Annotated in this window: 13 protein-coding genes; 9 read left to right on the top strand and 4 right to left on the bottom strand. The window is 67.7% G+C overall.

What is annotated here, in order from left to right; translation table 11 throughout:
- The first annotated feature begins 121 nt into the window (after window positions 1-121).
- From ILT43_RS04505 to ILT43_RS04495, 3 genes are all read left to right on the top strand, one after another.
- Complete coding sequence (locus ILT43_RS04505) at window positions 122-2389, top strand: glycosyltransferase family 4 protein (protein ID WP_204195438.1); 2268 nt, start codon at window positions 122-124, stop codon at window positions 2387-2389.
- Between the two features lie 67 nt (window positions 2390-2456).
- Window positions 2457-3740 carry a glycoside hydrolase family 130 protein gene (locus ILT43_RS04500; RefSeq protein ID WP_204195432.1) on the top strand — a complete coding sequence of 428 codons (1284 nt, stop codon included), beginning with the start codon at window positions 2457-2459 and terminating at the stop codon, window positions 3738-3740.
- Entirely contained in the window at window positions 3740-4183 is a 444-nt protein-coding gene (locus ILT43_RS04495) for a hypothetical protein (RefSeq protein WP_204195430.1), read from the top strand. Before ILT43_RS04500 ends, ILT43_RS04495 begins: the two co-directional genes overlap by 1 nt.
- Window positions 4184-4187: 4 nt before the next feature.
- Here ILT43_RS04495 and ILT43_RS04490 read toward each other — a convergent pair whose 3' ends face one another.
- A complete protein-coding gene (locus ILT43_RS04490) occupies window positions 4188-6161 on the bottom strand; it encodes an OPT family oligopeptide transporter (protein ID WP_204195423.1) in 1974 nt (657 codons plus the stop codon).
- A 504-nt stretch (window positions 6162-6665) separates the two neighbouring features.
- Between ILT43_RS04490 and ILT43_RS04485 the strand changes: the two genes are divergently transcribed.
- Complete coding sequence (locus tag ILT43_RS04485) at window positions 6666-7955, top strand: homoserine dehydrogenase (protein WP_204195421.1); 1290 nt, start codon at window positions 6666-6668, stop codon at window positions 7953-7955.
- Window positions 7956-8170: 215 nt separating this feature from the next.
- On the opposite strand, the gene ILT43_RS04480 is transcribed toward ILT43_RS04485, so the two are convergent.
- The 3 genes from ILT43_RS04480 to ILT43_RS04470 are packed head-to-tail and all read right to left on the bottom strand — an operon-like array spanning window position 8171 to window position 10192.
- Window positions 8171-8695 carry a hypothetical protein gene (locus ILT43_RS04480; protein WP_204195414.1) on the bottom strand — a complete coding sequence of 175 codons (525 nt, stop codon included), beginning with the start codon at window positions 8693-8695 and terminating at the stop codon, window positions 8171-8173.
- Window positions 8696-8753: 58 nt separating this feature from the next.
- Entirely contained in the window at window positions 8754-9182 is a 429-nt protein-coding gene (locus tag ILT43_RS04475) for a CoA-binding protein (RefSeq protein ID WP_204195404.1), read from the bottom strand.
- 23 nt (window positions 9183-9205) lie between these two features.
- On the bottom strand, window positions 9206-10192 hold the full coding sequence (locus ILT43_RS04470; protein ID WP_204195398.1) for an Mrp/NBP35 family ATP-binding protein: 987 nt from the start codon (window positions 10190-10192) through the stop codon (window positions 9206-9208).
- A 73-nt stretch (window positions 10193-10265) separates the two neighbouring features.
- Between ILT43_RS04470 and ILT43_RS04465 the strand changes: the two genes are divergently transcribed.
- The 5 genes from ILT43_RS04465 to ILT43_RS04445 all read left to right on the top strand — a co-directional run bounded on the left by ILT43_RS04465 (window position 10266) and on the right by ILT43_RS04445 (window position 17072).
- Window positions 10266-11411 carry a protease modulator HflK gene (locus tag ILT43_RS04465; RefSeq protein ID WP_204195394.1) on the top strand — a complete coding sequence of 382 codons (1146 nt, stop codon included), beginning with the start codon at window positions 10266-10268 and terminating at the stop codon, window positions 11409-11411.
- Window positions 11408-12271, top strand: a complete 864-nt coding sequence (gene hflC / locus ILT43_RS04460; RefSeq protein WP_204195387.1) for an SPFH domain-containing protein — start codon at window positions 11408-11410, stop codon at window positions 12269-12271. The genes ILT43_RS04465 and hflC overlap by 4 nt, the downstream gene beginning before the upstream one ends.
- Window positions 12272-12517: 246 nt before the next feature.
- Window positions 12518-14062, top strand: a complete 1545-nt coding sequence (locus ILT43_RS04455) for a Do family serine endopeptidase (protein WP_204195374.1) — start codon at window positions 12518-12520, stop codon at window positions 14060-14062.
- 105 nt (window positions 14063-14167) lie between these two features.
- Window positions 14168-15826 (top strand): helicase HerA-like domain-containing protein, encoded by a 1659-nt coding sequence (locus ILT43_RS04450; RefSeq protein ID WP_204195370.1) that lies wholly within the window; start codon window positions 14168-14170, stop codon window positions 15824-15826.
- A gap of 10 nt (window positions 15827-15836) precedes the next feature.
- The gene (locus ILT43_RS04445) at window positions 15837-17072 is read left to right on the top strand and encodes a M20 metallopeptidase family protein (protein ID WP_204195368.1); all 1236 of its coding nucleotides are present in this window, start codon (window positions 15837-15839) and stop codon (window positions 17070-17072) included.

The raw sequence follows: 17072 nt of genomic DNA, 5'->3' as shown, positions 1-17072 counted from the left end.
AGCGCAGCATATTATTGTTGCGCTGCAGCGACTTCCACGAAACTTTCCCTCCGATGAATGGTTTATGCCAGTTGTAGCAGGCAGACCGGGAGTCGCCGATGCACCTAGCGAGGGAAATACGATGGTAGAAGCAGCCGCGGCCACGATCGATCATCTCGTCATGATCGGCAACTTTCTGCCGCGGCAATGTGGATTGGCGACGTTCACGACCGACGTCTACACCGCTGTTCGCGATCGTTTTCCCGACATCGCCCTCGACGTCTACGCGATGGACGATCATCCCGGCCACTACGATTATCCCGACGCGGTGACGGGGGCGATCCCGCAGAACGAACTGTCCGCCTATATCGATACGGCGCGGGTGATCGAATCGAGCGGCGCGCAGGCGATCTGGCTCCAGCATGAATACGGCATCTATGGCGGCCCGGCGGGGGAGCATATCCTCGCGCTGCTGGACCGGACCACCCTGCCGCTGATCGTGACGCTGCACACCGTGCTGGAGAAACCCAGCCCCGACGAGCGGCGCGTGATGGAGGGCCTGTTGCGTCGTGCATCGCGCGTGATCGTGATGGCGGAGCGTGGGCGTGATATCCTGAAGCGCGTGTACGGCGCCAATCCGCGCCAGATCACAATGATCCCGCACGGCGTGCCCGACCGCGACCTGATCGATCCCGCGTCGCGCAAGGGACGGTTCGGTTGGGAGGGGCGGCCGGTCGTGCTGACGTTCGGCCTACTCGCGCCGAGCAAAGGCATCGAGACGATCATCGAGGCGCTGCCGGCGGTCGCGGAGAAGCATCCGAACCTGCTGTACGTCGTGCTCGGCGCGACGCACCCGAACCTCGTGGCGCACGAGGGCGAGAAGTATCGCGATCGGTTGAAGGCGCTGGCGGCGGAAAAGGGCGTCAGCGACAACGTCGCGTTCGTTGACGGCTTCGTCGAACATGACGAGCTGATCAGCTACCTGGAGGCGGCGGACATCTACGCGACGCCATATCTGAACCCGGCGCAGATCACGAGCGGTACGTTGTCCTATGCGGTCGGCGTCGGCAAGGCGGTGATCTCCACTCCCTATGTCCATGCGACCGAGATATTGGCGGACGGGCACGGCGTGCTGGTGGATTTCAAGGACGTCGCGGCGTTCGCGCGTGAAATGGATCGCCTGCTGTCGAACGAGCGTGATCGCAAGCGGCTGGCGGAGCGGGCCTATGCGCGGGGCCGGACGATGATCTGGCCGCGCCTCGCGGAAGCGATCCTGGCCGAGACGGTCCGCGCTGTCGCTCACAAGCCGGAGCGCATCGTAAAGTCGCTGCCTTCCTTTCGCGCCATCGCCCCCGATTTCGCCGCCGTCGAACGGATGAGCGATTCGACGGGCATGTTGCAGCACTCGATCTACTCGGTGCCCGACCGTCGCCACGGCTATTGCATCGACGACAACGCCCGTGCGCTGATCCTGGTCAGCGGCATGCCCGATCTCGACCCGGTACTCCGCGACAAGTGGACGACGATCTACGCCTCGTTCATCCAGTACGCTTGGAACCCGGACAAGCGCCGCTTCCGCAATTTCATGCGGTTCGATCGCGGATGGTGCGAGGATGTCGGGTCGGAGGATTCGAACGGTCGGACGTTGTGGGCGCTCGGGATGGTCGCGCGGGACGCCCGCGAAGCCAAGCACCGGGATTGGGCCGGGGCGATGTTCGACTCGACCGCGAGTCTGGCGCTGGAGCTGGGCTCGTTGCGGGCGCAGGCGTTTGCGATGCTGGGCGCGGCGGCGATCCTCGACGCGAAGCCGGGCCATGTGTTGTCGCTGGAAATCCTGACGCAGCATGCGGCGTCGCTGCTGAGCCTGCTCGAAGAGGCGCGGCGGCCGGAATGGCAGTGGTTCGAAATCGTGCTGGCCTACGACAATGCCCGCCTTCCGGAGGCGCTGATCCGAGCCGGCCGGGCACTCGGTCGCGACGACCTTGTCCAGTGCGGCCTGTCGACGCTCGAGTGGATCTGCGGCAAGCAGACGTCTCCCGAAGGACGCTTTCGCGCGGTGGGCACCGAGAGCTTCTTTCGACCCTATGCCGAGCCGTTGCAGTTCGATCAGCAGCCGCTGGAGGCTCAGGCGACCGTCGAGGCGTGTGTCTCCGCATTCGAGGCTACGGGCGATCGCCGTTGGGTGGCGGAGGCCGAGCGCGCCTATGGCTGGTTCATGGGGTTGAACGATCTCGATCTGCCGCTGGCGACGGCGGCGGACGGGGGGTGTTTCGACGGACTGATGCCGACCGGCCTCAATCGCAACCAGGGCGCGGAGTCGATCCTGGCGCTGCAACTGGCGAGTTGTGCGATTTGGGGGCTATCGCAGCCACGGGCCGACGTGGCAGGGACGACGCTCGCCGCCGCGTGAGTACCGGGCCTTCGAGGACCGGCAGCGTGGTGACCATCGTCTGCCGGGAGCGAGGGTCCGGAATCGCATGAACCTGTTCACTCACGAAATGCGCCTGCACGCCGATCCGTCCCGCGTGGTGGTGAGGCCCTTCCACATCGCCTGGAGCGGCGGGAACGGCGCTGCACCCAGCCGAACCGAGCGGCTCGTCGCCGAAGTTCTGCAAATGGACGGTGCACAGGCGCGTGAAGAGCTGGAGGTCGTCCTCAAGGATTTCGAGGCGCGACACTGGCAGACGCGGCGTGTGTTCATGACGCGATACGACGAGATCGAGGAAATGCTCGGCCTCGACGGCAGCGAGATCGGCGACGAGAAGCGGCAGCTGATCGGCGCCTATTTCTGTCACGAGTATAGCTATGCCGCCGCGGCGCTGATGAACCCCAGTGCGGTACCGCATTTCGACCAGTCGGGCATGCCGCCGGGCAGCCTGCGCATCCTGATGTCGATGCGCGCAGTGGGCGAGGGGCACATCTCCTCGGTGGCGTTTCGCGAAGGGATCATCACCGACCAGCATGAACTGCAACTCGCGCCCGAGCCGCCGTTCGCGACGGCCACCGACGCGGTTGGCAGCGACCGCGAGGAGATGCCGGAGGGTCCGGTGACGGTGTATCGCCACCGCGACTCCACGCTGTCGGGCACGGTGATCTTCCCGATCACGGCGGCGCAGTCGAAGGGGTTGGAAGACCTGCGCATCGTGCGGTTCCAGCATGAAGACGGCACGTTCGAATGGATCGGGACTTACACCGCCTATAACGGCTCGCAGATCCAGTCGGAGCTGATGCGGACGCGTGACTTCCGCGCGTTCGACCTGGTGCCGATGACGGGCGGTGCTGCGCGCAACAAGGGCATGGCGCTGTTCCCGCGCAAGGTCGACGGCCAGTATATGATGATTGGCCGGTCGGACGGCGAGAACCTGTTCCTGCTGAAGTCGGACGACCTGACTCACTGGGAGGACGGCGCGAAGATCCTTGTGCCGGAATATCCGTGGGAACTGGTGCAGATCGGCAATTGCGGTCCGCCGATCGAGCTGGACGAGGGCTGGCTGCTGCTGACCCACGGTGTCGGGGCGATGCGGAAGTATTCGATCGGTGCGGTGCTGCTGGACAAGGACGATCCGTCGAAGGTGATCGGTCGCACGTCGGAGCCGCTGCTGGCGGCGAAGGATCAGGACCGCGAGGGTTACGTGCCCAACGTCGTGTATTCGTGCGGGGCGATCCGGCATGGCGACGCGCTGTTCCTGCCGTACGGGATCGCGGACAGTTCAATCGGGTTCGCGTTCGTGGCGATCGGGGATCTGCTGGAGCGGATGTGATGCTGCTGGCGTTGCTGTTGCAGGTTGCGGCCCCCGGCGCTGCCTTGTCGGAGGCGGAGACGCTGGGGCGGCGGCTGGCGGAAACCGGGACGCTCGCGACGATGATTCCGATGTTGGTCGAAAGCGATCTCAACGAGTTGGCCGGCGAGACGCCCGATCTGTCGGCGGCGGAGCGGACGCGGCTGTTCGCGATCGGGCATGAGGAGGGGGCACGGGGGCGCGAGAAACTGATCGTCGCGCTGGGCCGGGCCTATGCCGCGAAGCTGTCGCTCGCCGACCTGCGTGTGCTGGTCCGCAATGCCGAGATGCCGGCGACCCAGCGCCTGCGCCAGGCGACACCTGCGGCAATCGCGCAGGCGATGCAGACGCTGGGCGAGATGGACCTGAAGAAGACCGTCGCGGCGCGGCTGTGCAAGGACACCGGCAAACGCTGCGAACGATGACGGCTCAGGCCGCCGCCACCCTCCGCGCGTAGCGGTAGAGGAGGGCGACGAGCGCGAGGAACAGGATCGTGCCGCCGATGAGCGCGACGGGTTCCCATGCCGACCCGACGAGTGCCAGCGGTGCGTCCGAGTTGGTCGCATAGACGAGGCCGGCGAAGGCCACGCCCCACAGGCTTTCGCCGACGATCATGCCCGTCGCGGCCAGCACGCCGAACCGCTCGGCCGCCTCCGGGTCGCTCTGGCGCTTCGCCCAGCGATCGTAGACGGAACCGATCACCGCGCCGAGCACGACCGGCAACGTCACCGTCATCGGCAGGTAGACACCAAGGCCGATGCCGAGCGGGGGCAGGCGCAGGCGGCCGGCGCGGCCGAGCAGTTCGTCCACGACGACCATGATCGCGCCCGCCAATGCGCCCCAGCCGATCATCGCCCAGTTGAGATCGCCGCCCAGCACGCCCTTCGCGAGCGCGGAGATCAGCGCCGCCTGGGGCGCGGCCAGCGCATTGGGGCCGGCTCCCGGTGCGCCGACGAAGCCCAGCGTGCTGCCGAGCAGGTTGAGGACCGGCGGCACGACGATCGAGCCGAAGATGACGCCGAAGATCAGCGCCACCTGCTGTTTCCACGGGGTCGCGCCGACGAGCTGGCCGGTCTTCAGATCCTGAAGATTGTCGTTGGAGATGGTCGCGACGCCGAACACGATGCCGGTGACGATCAGCGCATAGGCGACCAGCGCCTGTGTGGTTTCGGGCGGCGTGCCGCGCCCGAACAGGCCGACGAGCATCAGGCTGGCGGCGAGGACCGACAGGATGCCGATGCCGGACACCGGGCTGTTCGAGGCGCCGATCAGGCCGGCCATGTAGCCGCAGACGGCCGCGATCACGAGGCCGATGACCAGCACGAACACCAGCGCGCCGGCGATCAGCGGCACCGCAGACCCGGCCAGCGGCCCACCGGCGATGACGGTCCAGAGCAGGATGCCGATCGGCACCAGCATCCCCAGCGACACGATAAAGACGAGGCCGATCGGCAGGTCGCGCTCCGTCACGTCGACGATTACACCGCCGCGCTTCGCCTTCGACGCGGCAAGCGCGGAGCGGACACCGCCCACGACCGGGCCGATGATCTTCGCCAAAGTCCAGATCGCGGCGACGCCGATCACGCCCGCACCGAAGAACCGCACGTCGCTGCGGAACACGGTGCCGGCCCAGGTCGCGACATCGGCGGCGGGCATTGGCGACGCGGCGGTCAGGATCGGCAGCACGATCCACCAGCCGACGATGATGCCGACGAACATGGCGAGGCCGACCGACAGTCCCACGAGGTGACCAGCGCCGATCAGCGCGAACGACAGCCCGCCGGCGATCCCGGTCGCGCCGCTACCGGCGCGAAACCACAGGGCGGCTTCGGCGGCGGCGAGGCGCGTCTGGGTCAGGATCGCGAAACCGGCCGAGACGAGCGCGCTCCAGACGATCACCCACAGGCCGCGGGCGCTTTCGGCGGCGCCTTCACGGCTTCCCGCACCGACCTTCAGCACCTCCGCGGCGGCGCGGCCCTCCGGATAGGGGAGCGGCGTATCGAGGACGAGGGCGCGGCGTAGCGGCACGGAGAACATGACGCCGAGAATGCCGCCGAACGCGGTGATCGCCGCGGTCGTCAGATAGGGGAAACCCTGCCACCAGCCGATCATGACGAGGCCGGGCAGGACGAAGATGATCGCCGCCAGCGTGCCCGCCGCCGAGGCGACGGTCTGGACGATGTTGTTCTCCAGGATCGTCGCGCCGGGCAGATAGCGCAGGATCGCCATTGAGATCACCGCGGCGGGGATCGAGGTGGCGAAGGTCAGCCCGACCTTCAGGCCCAGATACACGTTTGCGGCGGTGAACAGCAGCGTGATGATGCCGCCCAGCGCGATGCCGCGGACGGTGAGTTCGCGCATCTGAGTGGCTGGTGCGGAGCCGGTGACGGCGGTGTCGGTCATGCCTGTCCTGTCGGGATCGAGGGCGAAGTGGAGGAAGTGGAGGTGTTCGCGCGGTGTCGGCTCAGGCCGAAGTGGAGGAAGTGGAGGCGACCGCAGGGTGTCTGCACCTCGCATGGAGTAGCGGCGGCGTAGACGCGGTCTTCGGATCGGGCGGAGTGGGGCAGGAGAGTGACCTTCGCGTTCGTATGGCGTCTACGGCTGGGGTTAAGTGCGACGTGACCGCCGAGTGACCTGGACCTGGGAATATCATGTCGCGTGCGTGTAGGACCGTCAAATCCGGTGTGGTGTCCCTTTGCGTTCGTAGGGTTTCAGATGTTCCTCCCCTGCAATGGGGAGGTGGCGCGCACCGCCGGAGGGGTGTCAACGCTGGCCGTGTCACCCCTCCGTCAGCCCTGCGGGCTGCCACCTCCCATTGCAGGGGGGGAATGGGGGGTACGCCATGCGCGCTTCTCGACACGCTCCCCGCGACGCTCTAGGCGCGGCGGCGGTTCAAGGGGGAACGACATGGCGGACGCGTTGCGGGTGGCATTGGCCGGGCTGGGGACGGTGGGCGGCGGGGTCGTCAAGCTGCTGGACGCCAATCGCGAGCTGATCACGCGGCGCGCGGGGCGGCCGATCGAGGTCGTTGCGGTGTCCGCCCGCGACCGCACGAAGGACCGTGGCATCGACCTGTCGCGCTTCCAGTGGATCGACGACACGAGCGCGCTGGCGCAGCAGGCGGATGTCGACGTGGTGGTCGAGCTGATCGGTGGATCGGACGGGCCGGCGCTGACGCTGGCGCGGGCCACGCTGGCGAAGGGGCGGCACATCGTCACCGCCAACAAGGCGATGCTGGCGCATCACGGGCTGGAGCTGGCGCAGGCGGCGGAGGCGGCGGGCGCGGCGCTGAAGTTCGAGGCGGCAGTGGCGGGCGGTATCCCGGTCATCAAGGGCCTGCGCGAGGGCGCGGCGGCGAACGAGATCGGCCGCGTCTACGGCATTCTCAACGGCACCTGCAATTTCATCCTTTCGAAGATGGAAGCGGAAGGTCGCGACTTCGCCGAGGTGCTGGCGGAGGCGCAGGCGCTGGGCTTCGCAGAGGCGGACCCGACGTTCGATATCGACGGCATCGACGCCGCGCACAAACTGTCGATCCTCGCCAGTCTGGCGTTCGGGACTCAGCCGGCGTTCGAGCATGTCGCGGCAACCGGTATCCGGCACGTGCTGGGCGCGGATATCGCGGAGGCGGCGGCGCTGGGATATCGCGTGCGGCTGGTCGGGCTGGCGGAAGCGGGCAAGGCGGGGCTGTTCCAGCGCGTGCATCCGCATCTGGTGCCGATCGACCACCCGCTGGCGCATGTCACCGGATCGACCAACGCGGTCGTGGCGGAGGGCAATTTCGTCGGCCGGCTGCTGTTGCAGGGCGCGGGAGCGGGCGAGGGGCCGACCGCGAGCGCGGTCGTCGCGGACCTGATCGATATCGCGCGGGGCGAATATGGCCCGCCGTTCGCGATGCCGGCGGCGTCGCTGGTCGCCGCCGAGGTCGCGGATGCGGGCGAGCGGCGCGGGCGTGCGTATCTACGCTTCCTGGTCGAGGACCGGGTCGGCGTGCTGGCGGAGATCGCGGCAGCGATGCGCGATGCCGGCGTGTCGATCGAGAGCCTGATCCAGCGTGGCGCGACTGCGGACGGGCATGTGCTGGTCGCGATCGTCACGCATGAAGGACCGGAGCGAAGCGTGGCGCAGGCGCTGGAGCGGTTGCGTGGTTCGCCGAGCGTGGCGGGGTCGCCGCTGTGGATGCATATTCTGGGGTGAGGTCGTGAGGGAGGTGCGTACTGTTCTTCCGCGCAGGCAAGAGGCCAGTGTTGTCGTCGGCTGCTCGTAGTGCTGCTTGGTCCACGGGATCCGGCGTTCGCGGGAAGACGTACAGCCCCGGGTCTACCCCATCTTGGGAGAGCTTCTCCGAGGGGGCGGATCCAAGGTTCCACCCCACCCCAGCCCTCCCCTTGCAGGGGAGGGAGTCAGAAGCATTAGGGCGTCGCTGGAACCGTCGCGCCGACCCGCGGCGCAGGCGGATCGTCGAGCGGGATGGCGACGCGGTTGGATTTGTCGACTTTCTTCTTGCCCTTCAGGCTGCCGGCAATGTCGCGGACGAGGGCCACGGGGTTGGTCGCCTGACCGGGTTCGTCGCAGCAGCTGTTCGGGTCGATGAGTTTGCCGAGCAGCCGGACCGCCGCGACACCGCCGCCGATCATGTCGACGCCGACCTGACATCCGCCCTGCACCGTGGCGCAGGGGGCGGCGGTGGCGTTCATCGCGACATCGGGACGCAGATAGGGGTTGATCGGCGTCGGTCGATCGGGCGGCCCACGCTCCGAGGGCAGCGGCAGCCGTTGCGTCGGGATGACGGTGGCGCAGACGACGACCTCCTCGGGCGTCGGCGGAGGCTGGCGCTTGCAGGGCTCGGTTTGCACGGGCGCGAGGATCGAGAAGCGCTCGGGCGCGGCGCCGGGCGTACCGGCCTGAAGCGAGAGGATGATCGCGGCGAAACTCATCGGGGGCGCTCCGGTCGGGAGCGGCAAGCCTGCCCGCTAGGAACGCCGCGGTAAAGCGTCAGGCGACCGGCGCTACGCCGAGGCGGGGAATGTCGATCGCCGGGCAGCGGTCCATCACCACCTTCAGACCGGCGGCTTCGGCGCGGGCGGCGGCGGCTTGATTTACGACGCCGAGCTGCATCCACACTGCCTTCGCGCCGATCGCAATCGCCTGATCCACGGCCTCTCCCGCGGCGTCCGAATTGCGGAAGATGTCGACGATGTCGATCGGATCGCCCAGCTGGGCAAGCTCGCGGAAGACGAACTCGCCGTGGATGTGCTCGCCGGTGATCTGCGGGTTGACGGGTATCACGCGGTAGCCGTGGCGCTGGAGCGCGGCCATGACGCCGTAGGAGGGACGGTTCGGCCGGTCCGAGGCGCCGACCAGCGCGATCGTGCGGGCGGACTCCAGCAGGTCCTTGATATCGGCGTCGGCGGTGAGGGGCATGGCGAGACTCCTGTGTCGTCCGCTCAACGCGGTGCGGCGACCGCCGGTTGCGCCGGGGGCGGCAGTCGGAGCCAGGCGTCGACGATCGCGGCGATCGGGGCGAACACTGCGTCGCCCGGGTCCGCTGCGGGGGGCTTACCTGCGTCGGACGCGGCGCGGATCGATCCGGTCAAGGGAATGCGGCCGAGGAACGGGATGCCGAGATCGGCGGCCGCCGCCTCTGCGCCACCTAGGCCGAACGGATCAGAAATCTCATGGCAATGCGGGCAGATATAGCCGGCCATGTTTTCGATCAGGCCAATGATCGGGATGCCTGCCTTCTGAAACAGGTCGATCGCGCGAGTGGCGTCGATCAGCGACAGGTCCTGCGGCGTCGACACAATCACTGCGCCGGCGGGGCGGTATTTCTGGACCATCGTCAACTGCACGTCACCGGTGCCGGGTGGCAGGTCGAGGACGAGCGTATCGGCGCGGCCCCACGCGCCCTCCACCAGCTGGCCGAGCGCGCCCGCCGCCATCGGCCCGCGCCACGCGATCGCGCGGCCGGGTTCGACGAGCTGGCCCATCGACAGCAGGGGAACCCCGTAGGGCGTGAGGACGGGGATGAGTTGCTTGTCGAGCGCTTCCGGGCGGGTGCCCTCGACGCCGAGCAGGCGCGGTTGCGAAGGGCCGTAGATGTCGGCGTCGACCATGCCGACGCGGCGACCGGCGCGCGACAGCGCAATGGCGAGGTTGGCGGCGATGGTCGACTTGCCGACGCCGCCCTTGCCGCTGGCGACGGCGATCAGTGCGCGGGCGGAGCGTTCGGCGGTGGCGACGATGCGGACCTCCGTCACCCCTGCGCGGCCGGTCAGCGCGGTACGCAGCGCGGCCTCCATATCGTCACGTTCGGGGGCGGACAGGCCAGTCGCATCGAGCACGACGCCGGCGCGCGTGCCGTCCATCCTCAGGGTGGCGCGGTCGCCCGCGATCGCGGTCACCGCCGCCTCTGCCGTATCATAAGTGGTCATGTGACGCGGGAGATAGGGCCGGGGAGGACGCTTGCCACTGTTTTTCGTCCGAACGTCTTCCTATAGAGGACGGATGAGCATCCTGCCGCGCTGGCGCAAGCGCCCCACTGTCCTCGCCGTCGAAACTCCGAAGGGCCCCTGGGGCGGCGGGGAGAATAGCGGCGGGGGACCGCGCAATCCGTGGTCGCTGCCGCCGGGCGGCAAGAAGCCTGCGGGCAGCAATGGCAACGGTCCGCGGCCGACGGCGCTCGACGAGTTCCTGAAGAAGGCCCGCAACGCGGGTGGTGGCGGTAGCGGTGGCGGCGGGTTTTCCGGCCTGCCGACCGGGCCGAACGCGCGGATGCTGTGGGCGATCGGTGCGGCCATTCTGGTGGCGATCTGGCTGGTGTTCACCTCGATCCACCAGATCGCGCCGCAGGAGCGCGGCGTCGTGACGTATTTCGGCCGCTATGCCGGGACCTTGCAGCCGGGTGTGCAGATTACGCCGCCGGCTCCGATCGCGCGCGTGCAGACAGTCAACGTGCAAGGCTTTCGCACGGAGAATTTTCCGCGTGGCGATGGCGTCAACCTGGCGCTGACCAAGGATCAGAACATCGTCGACCTGACCTATTCGGTGCGCTGGAACATCGCCAATCCGAGCGAATACGTGTTCGAGCTGCGCGAGCCGGAAGAGACGGTGCGCGCCGCGGCGGAGAGCGCCATGCGCGCGGTGATCGCGAACACGACGCTGGATCAGGCGCTGGGCCGCGGCCGCACGACGATCGAATCCGAGGTCAGCGAACTGACGCAGTCGATCCTCAACAGCTACCGTGCGGGCGTGCGCATCCAGAGCGTGTCGATCAATCGCGCGAGCGCACCCCAGCAGATCGTCGACGACTTCAACAAGGTGACGGCGGCGCAGCAGGAGGCGGTGGCTGCGGTCAACCGCAGCCGCGCCTATGCGCAGCAGGTCGTGGCACGCGCCCAGGGCGAAGCGGCAGCGTTCGACCGGGTCTATGCGCAGTACAAGCTGGCCCCCGAGGTGACGCGTCGCCGCATGTATTACGAGACGATGGAGGACGTGCTGGCGAAGTCGAACAAGACGATCGTGGAGCCGGGTGGAACCGTGCCGTATCTGCAGGTGCCCGGCGCAACGCGTGCGCCGGCACCAGCAGCGGTCGTGGCCGCGCCGGCTCCGGCGCCGGCTCAGCCCGCAGCGACGACGGGAGCGGGACAGTGAGCGGCCTCTGGAAGAATCCCGTCACGATCGGCATCGCGGCGTTGGTGCTGGTGATTCTGGCCGCGGCGACCTTCGCGATCGTGCCCGAGACGCAGCAGGCGGTGGTGTATCGCCTCGCCCAGCCGATCCGCGTCGTGAACAAGTATCAGGCCAACCAGCCGATCGGATCGTCCGGTGCCGGCCTGATCGCGCGGGTGCCGTTCCTCGACCGCATCACGTGGGTCGACAAGCGCGTGCTGGACCTTGATCTCGAGAATACGCAGGTGCTGTCGACCGACCAGTTGCGGCTGAACGTCGATGCGTTTGCGCGGTTTCGCGTCGTCGACCCGCGGCTGATGCTGGCGACGGCCGGAAGCGAGGAAGGCGTCGCCAACCAGCTACGCCCGCAGTTCGGATCGACGCTGCGCAACGAGCTGGGCAAGGTACGGTTCGCGACGCTGCTGACGCCGGAACGCGGCGAGGTGATGGACTCGATTCAGCGTGGGCTCGATCGTCGCGCGCGCCAGTACGGCGTCGAGATCGTCGACGTGCGTATCAAGCAGGCCGAATTGCCTGAAGGGACGCCGCTGGAATCGGCGCTGCGCCGGATGCAGACCGCCCGTCAGCAGGAGGCGGTCACGATCGCCGCCGAGGGGCAGCGTCAGGCGCGGATCGTGCAGGCCGATGCTGATGCCGAGGCATCGCGCATCTACGCCGAGAGTTTCGGCAAGGATGCCGGCTTCTACGATTTCTACCGGGCGATGCAGTCGTATCGGCGGACGTTCGGGGCGGACGGTTCGACCGACGAAAAGGGTGCGACGTCGATCATCCTGTCGCCCAACAACTCCTATCTGCGCGAGTTCATGGCACCGGGGCGGTAAGCATGCGATCCGGCGCGTTGCATTGAGCGAAGCACTACGGCCCGGCGAAATCCTGATCCAGGATTGCCGGACCACCTCGATCTTCGCATCGCGGCTGCATTCGGCTCTTGAAGCGGTGGCATTCGGAACCACGTAAAAGGCGTTAGACTGAATGGATGCTGCGGGACTGGTTCATATTCAACGACCGTTCAGCCGCTATCCCGCAATCGATCCGGGTACGATCGAAGACGAGAGGACAATATCCTAGTGCGATACGCCTACGCCATTACCAGTGCCCTGCTGCTCGGCGGCGCGACCGCTACCCTCGCCTTGAACCCGAGCGGTGCGCAGGTCGCGCAGAACGAGCCGGGTACGATCCAGGCCGCCGTGCCGAAGGCCGGCGCGCCGATGAGCTTCGCGGACATGGTCGCCAAGTTGCAGCCGGCGGTCGTCAACATCTCGACCAAGCAGACGATCAACCAGCCGGCACAGGCCAATCCCTTCTCCGGTACGCCGTTCGAGGGTTTGTTCGGCGGGCAGGGCGGCGGTGCGCCGTCGCGGCCGCGGCAGGGCGCGTCGCTGGGATCGGGCTTCCTGATCTCGCCGGACGGCTATGTCGTGACCAACGCGCACGTGATCGCGCCGGGTGCGCGCGGGGCGACGGTCAATTCCATTAGCGTGACGCTGTCCGACAACAAGGAATACGTTGCGAAGGTCATCGGTCAGGACCGCGACTCTGATTTGGCGTTGCTGAAGATCGAGGCCAGCAACCTTCCGTTCGTCCGCTGGGGAGATTCGGCGAAGGCGCGTGTTGGTGACTGGGTCGTCGCGATCGGCGAGCCGTTCGGTCTCGGCGGCACGGTGACGGCCGGTATCGTATCGGCGATCAACCGCGTGACGGGTCAGGGCGGCGCATACGACCGCTTCATCCAGACCGACGCTTCGATCAACCAGGGCAATTCCGGCGGACCGATGTTCGACCTGAACGGTAACGTGATTGGCGTTAACAGCCAGATCTTCAGCCAGTCGGGCGGCAACATCGGCATCGGCTTCGCCATTCCTGCGGCGACCGCGAAGCCGATCATCGAGACGTTCATGAAGGGCGGCACGATCAGCCGCGGTTATCTCGGCGTCACCCTGCAAGGGGGGACGATCGACGAGGACACGTCCGCGGCGCTCGGTATTCCGAAGAACCAGGGCGAGCTGATCGCCGGCGTCGAGCCCAGCGGCCCGGCGGCCAAGGCCGGGCTGCGTGCCGGCGACGTCGTCGTGAAGGTCAACGGGCAGGCGGTCACGCCGGACCAGACGCTGTCCTACCTCGTGTCGAACGTGAAGCCGGGCAGCACCGCGCGACTGGACGTGCTGCGCGATGGCAAGCCGGTGACCCTGTCGGTGACGGCCGCGCCGCGTCCGTCGGCAGAGCAGCTAACCGCGACGCTGAATGGCGGTGAGGATTCTGGCGGCTTCGGTACGGATGGCGACAGCGACGATGACGGTGCGGTGACACCGGCCGAGGGCGGCACGCTGGGCTTGTCCGTCCAGCCGCTGACGCCGGGCATCGCGCGAGCGGTCGGCGTCGCGGCGACGGTGCAGGGCGTGGTGATCGGTGCCGTATCCCCGACCAGCGATGCCGCGGGCAAGTTGCAGCGTGGCGACGTGATCCAGTCGGTTAACGGCACGCCGGTCCGTACCGCCGCGGATCTGGCGCGGGCGGTGGCCGCGGCCAAGGCGGCAGGTCGCCCGCAGGTGCTGGTGCTGGCAATGCGCGGCCGCAACCCGGCGCGGTTTATCCCGATCAAGATCAAGGGCTGATCCTCGACTTAAGCAAGACGAAGGGCCGTCGCTCCCGACTGGGGGCGGCGGCCCTTCCCTTATGGGGCGGGAGCGCGCTACGCTGACGCGGTCAGGAGACGGTATATGGCGGACGGCATCTTCATCGGGCTCGGCCAGAATATCGGCGGCGGGGGCACGCCGCAGGCGATCGATCTGCGCCGGGCGAACCGACACGGCCTGATCGCCGGCGCCACGGGCACGGGCAAGACGGTGACGTTGCAGGGGATCGTCGAGGGCTTCTCCGCCGTTGGCGTGCCGACCTTCGTCGCCGATGTGAAGGGGGACCTATCGGGGCTGGCGATGGCCGGCTCGCCCACTGCCAAGACCCACGCGACCTTTGCGGCGCGGGCGGCGGAGATCGGCGACACCGACTGGAAGTACCGCGACAATCCCGTGCAATTCTGGGACCTGTTCGGCGAGCAGGGCCACCCGGTTCGGACCACCGTCAGCGAGATGGGGCCGCTGCTGCTGGCGCGCCTGATGGACCTGAACGCGGTGCAGGAGGGGGTGCTGACGATCGCCTTCCATGTCGCGGACCAGGAGGGCCTGCTGCTGCTCGATCTGGACGACCTTCAGGCAATGCTGGCGCATTGCGCGGAGCGGGCGGCGGAACTGACCACGACGTATGGCAACGTGTCGAAACAGTCGGTCGGCACGATCCAGCGCGCGCTGTTGCAATTGCGGTCGCAGGGTGCGGAGCATTTCTTCGGTGAGCCGGCGCTGGAACTGGCTGACATGATCCGGCTGGACGACACCGGTCGCGGCGTCGTCAACATTCTGGCGGCGGACAAGCTGATGGCGAGTCCGAAGCTGTATTCGACGTTCCTGCTGTGGTTGCTGAGCGAGCTGTTCGAGCAATTGCCGGAAATCGGTGACCCCGACAAACCGGTGATGGCGTTCTTCTTCGACGAGGCGCACCTGCTATTCGACGAGGCGCCCGACGCTCTGCTGGAAAAGATCGAGCAGGTCGTGCGGCTGATCCGGTCGAAGGGGGTCGGCATTTATTTCATCACACAGAACCCGCTGGATATTCCGGACAAGGTGGCGGGGCAGCTCGGCAATCGGGTGCAGCATGCGTTGCGCGCGTTCACCCCTCGCGATCAGGCGGCGGTGCGCGCGGCGGCGGAGACGTTCCGCGCCAACCCGGGCGTCGATGTCGCGACCGCGATCACCGAACTGAAGGTGGGCGAGGCGCTGGTATCGCTGTTGCAGGCGGACGGTTCGCCGTCGCCGGTGGAGCGGACGCTCATCAAGCCTCCCGCCAGCCGGGTCGGACCGGTCACGCCGGACGAGCGCAAGGTCCTGATCGAGACGGATTGGGTCGGCGACAAATACGACGAGTTGATCGACCGCGAGTCGGCCGAGGAATTGCTGTCGGCCAAGACGCAGGAGGCGGCGGCGTCTGCTGCAGCCGCGCGCTCTGCCGATGCCGACGAGAAGGCCGCGGCGTTGCGCGCGAAGGACGATGCCAGGGCGGCGAAGGATGCAGAGCGCGCGCGGATCGCAGCCCAGCGTGAAGCCGATCGGCAGGAACGGGACGCGGCGCGGGAATCGGCTAACAGCCCGTGGTCTAAGATGGCGACCAGCGCGACGCGGGCGGCAAGCTCGTCGATCGGGCGACAGGTTGCGAACGAGATCGGCAAGCAGGTGTTCGGCACGACCAAGCGGCGGTCGTCGGCGTCGTCCGGCGGGATCGTCGGCGGGCTGCTGCGTGGCGTATTGGGCGGACTGTTCCGTGGATGAGGAAAGCGTGATGAGCCTGGACGAGATGGCCGCCGACTGGCGCGGTGCGGCGGACAGCGTGTTCGACGAGGTCGTAACGTTGCGGCGCGCGATTCACGCCGATCCCGAGATCGGGCTTCAGTGTCCGCGGACCAGCGCGCGGATCAAGGCGGCGCTGGCGGGCCTGCCGCTGGAGTTTCGTGAGGGAACATCCACGACCGGTTTCGTGGCAATCCTGCGGGGCGGCGGTATCGACCGGACGGGCGGCAACGGCCGGACCGTGCTGCTGCGTGGCGACATGGATGCGTTGCCGATGCAGGAGGAGACCGGGCTCGACTTCGCGAGCGGTGTGCCGGGGGCGATGCATGCGTGCGGGCATGATTCGCATACCGCGATGCTGGTCGGTGCGGCGAAGGCGCTGTGCGCGCGACGCGATGTGCTGCCGGGTACAGTCGTGTTCATGTTCCAGCCGGGCGAGGAGGGGCACCACGGCGCGCGGTTCATGATCGAGGATGGGCTGCTCGCGGACCCTGCGCCGGACGCGGCATTCGCGCTGCACATCTCGCCCAACCACGCGTCGGGCGTCGTCACGACTCGGACGGGAACGGTGATGGCGTCGGCCGACACGCTGCACGCACGGATCGTCGGTCGCGGCGGCCACGCGGCGATGCCGCAGGGTGGGCTCGATCCGATACCGGTAGCATGCGAGATCGTGACGGCGTTGCAGGTCTATATCGGGCGGCAGGTGTCGGTCAGCGATCCCGCGGTGCTGTCGATCACGAAGATCACGGCAGGGACGGCGCACAACGTCATCCCCGGTGAAGCGACGCTGCTCGGCACGCTGCGCACTCTTTCGGAAGCGACGCGGGTGCAGTGTCATGCGGCGTTCGTGCGGATCGTCGAGAACATCGCGGCGGCGCACGGTGCTGTGGGCGAGGCGTGGATCGACACGGGGTATCCGGTGACGGTCAACGATGTGCGTGCAGCAGTGTTGATGCGAGAGTCTGCGGTCGAGCAACTCGGCGAGGATGGATTCGAACCGATGATCCACCCGATCATGGGCGCGGAGGATTTCTCCTATGTGCTGCAAGCCGTCCCGGGTGCGTTCGCGTTCATCGGCGCGGCGCCGGTCGGGAGCGATCCGGCGACGAACCCACCGCTGCACAACACGCGCATGACCATCGACGAGGCGGTGATGGCCAAGGGCGTCGCTCTGCACTGCGCTGTAGCGACGCGGTTCCTGGAACGGGGTTTCGAGGCTGGCTGA

It is taken from the genome of Sphingomonas longa, assembly GCF_016892685.1.
Classification (GTDB): domain Bacteria; phylum Pseudomonadota; class Alphaproteobacteria; order Sphingomonadales; family Sphingomonadaceae; genus Sphingomonas; species Sphingomonas longa.
Note: the sequence above shows the minus strand (reverse complement) of the source record. Positions and strands in the feature narration are given on the sequence as shown.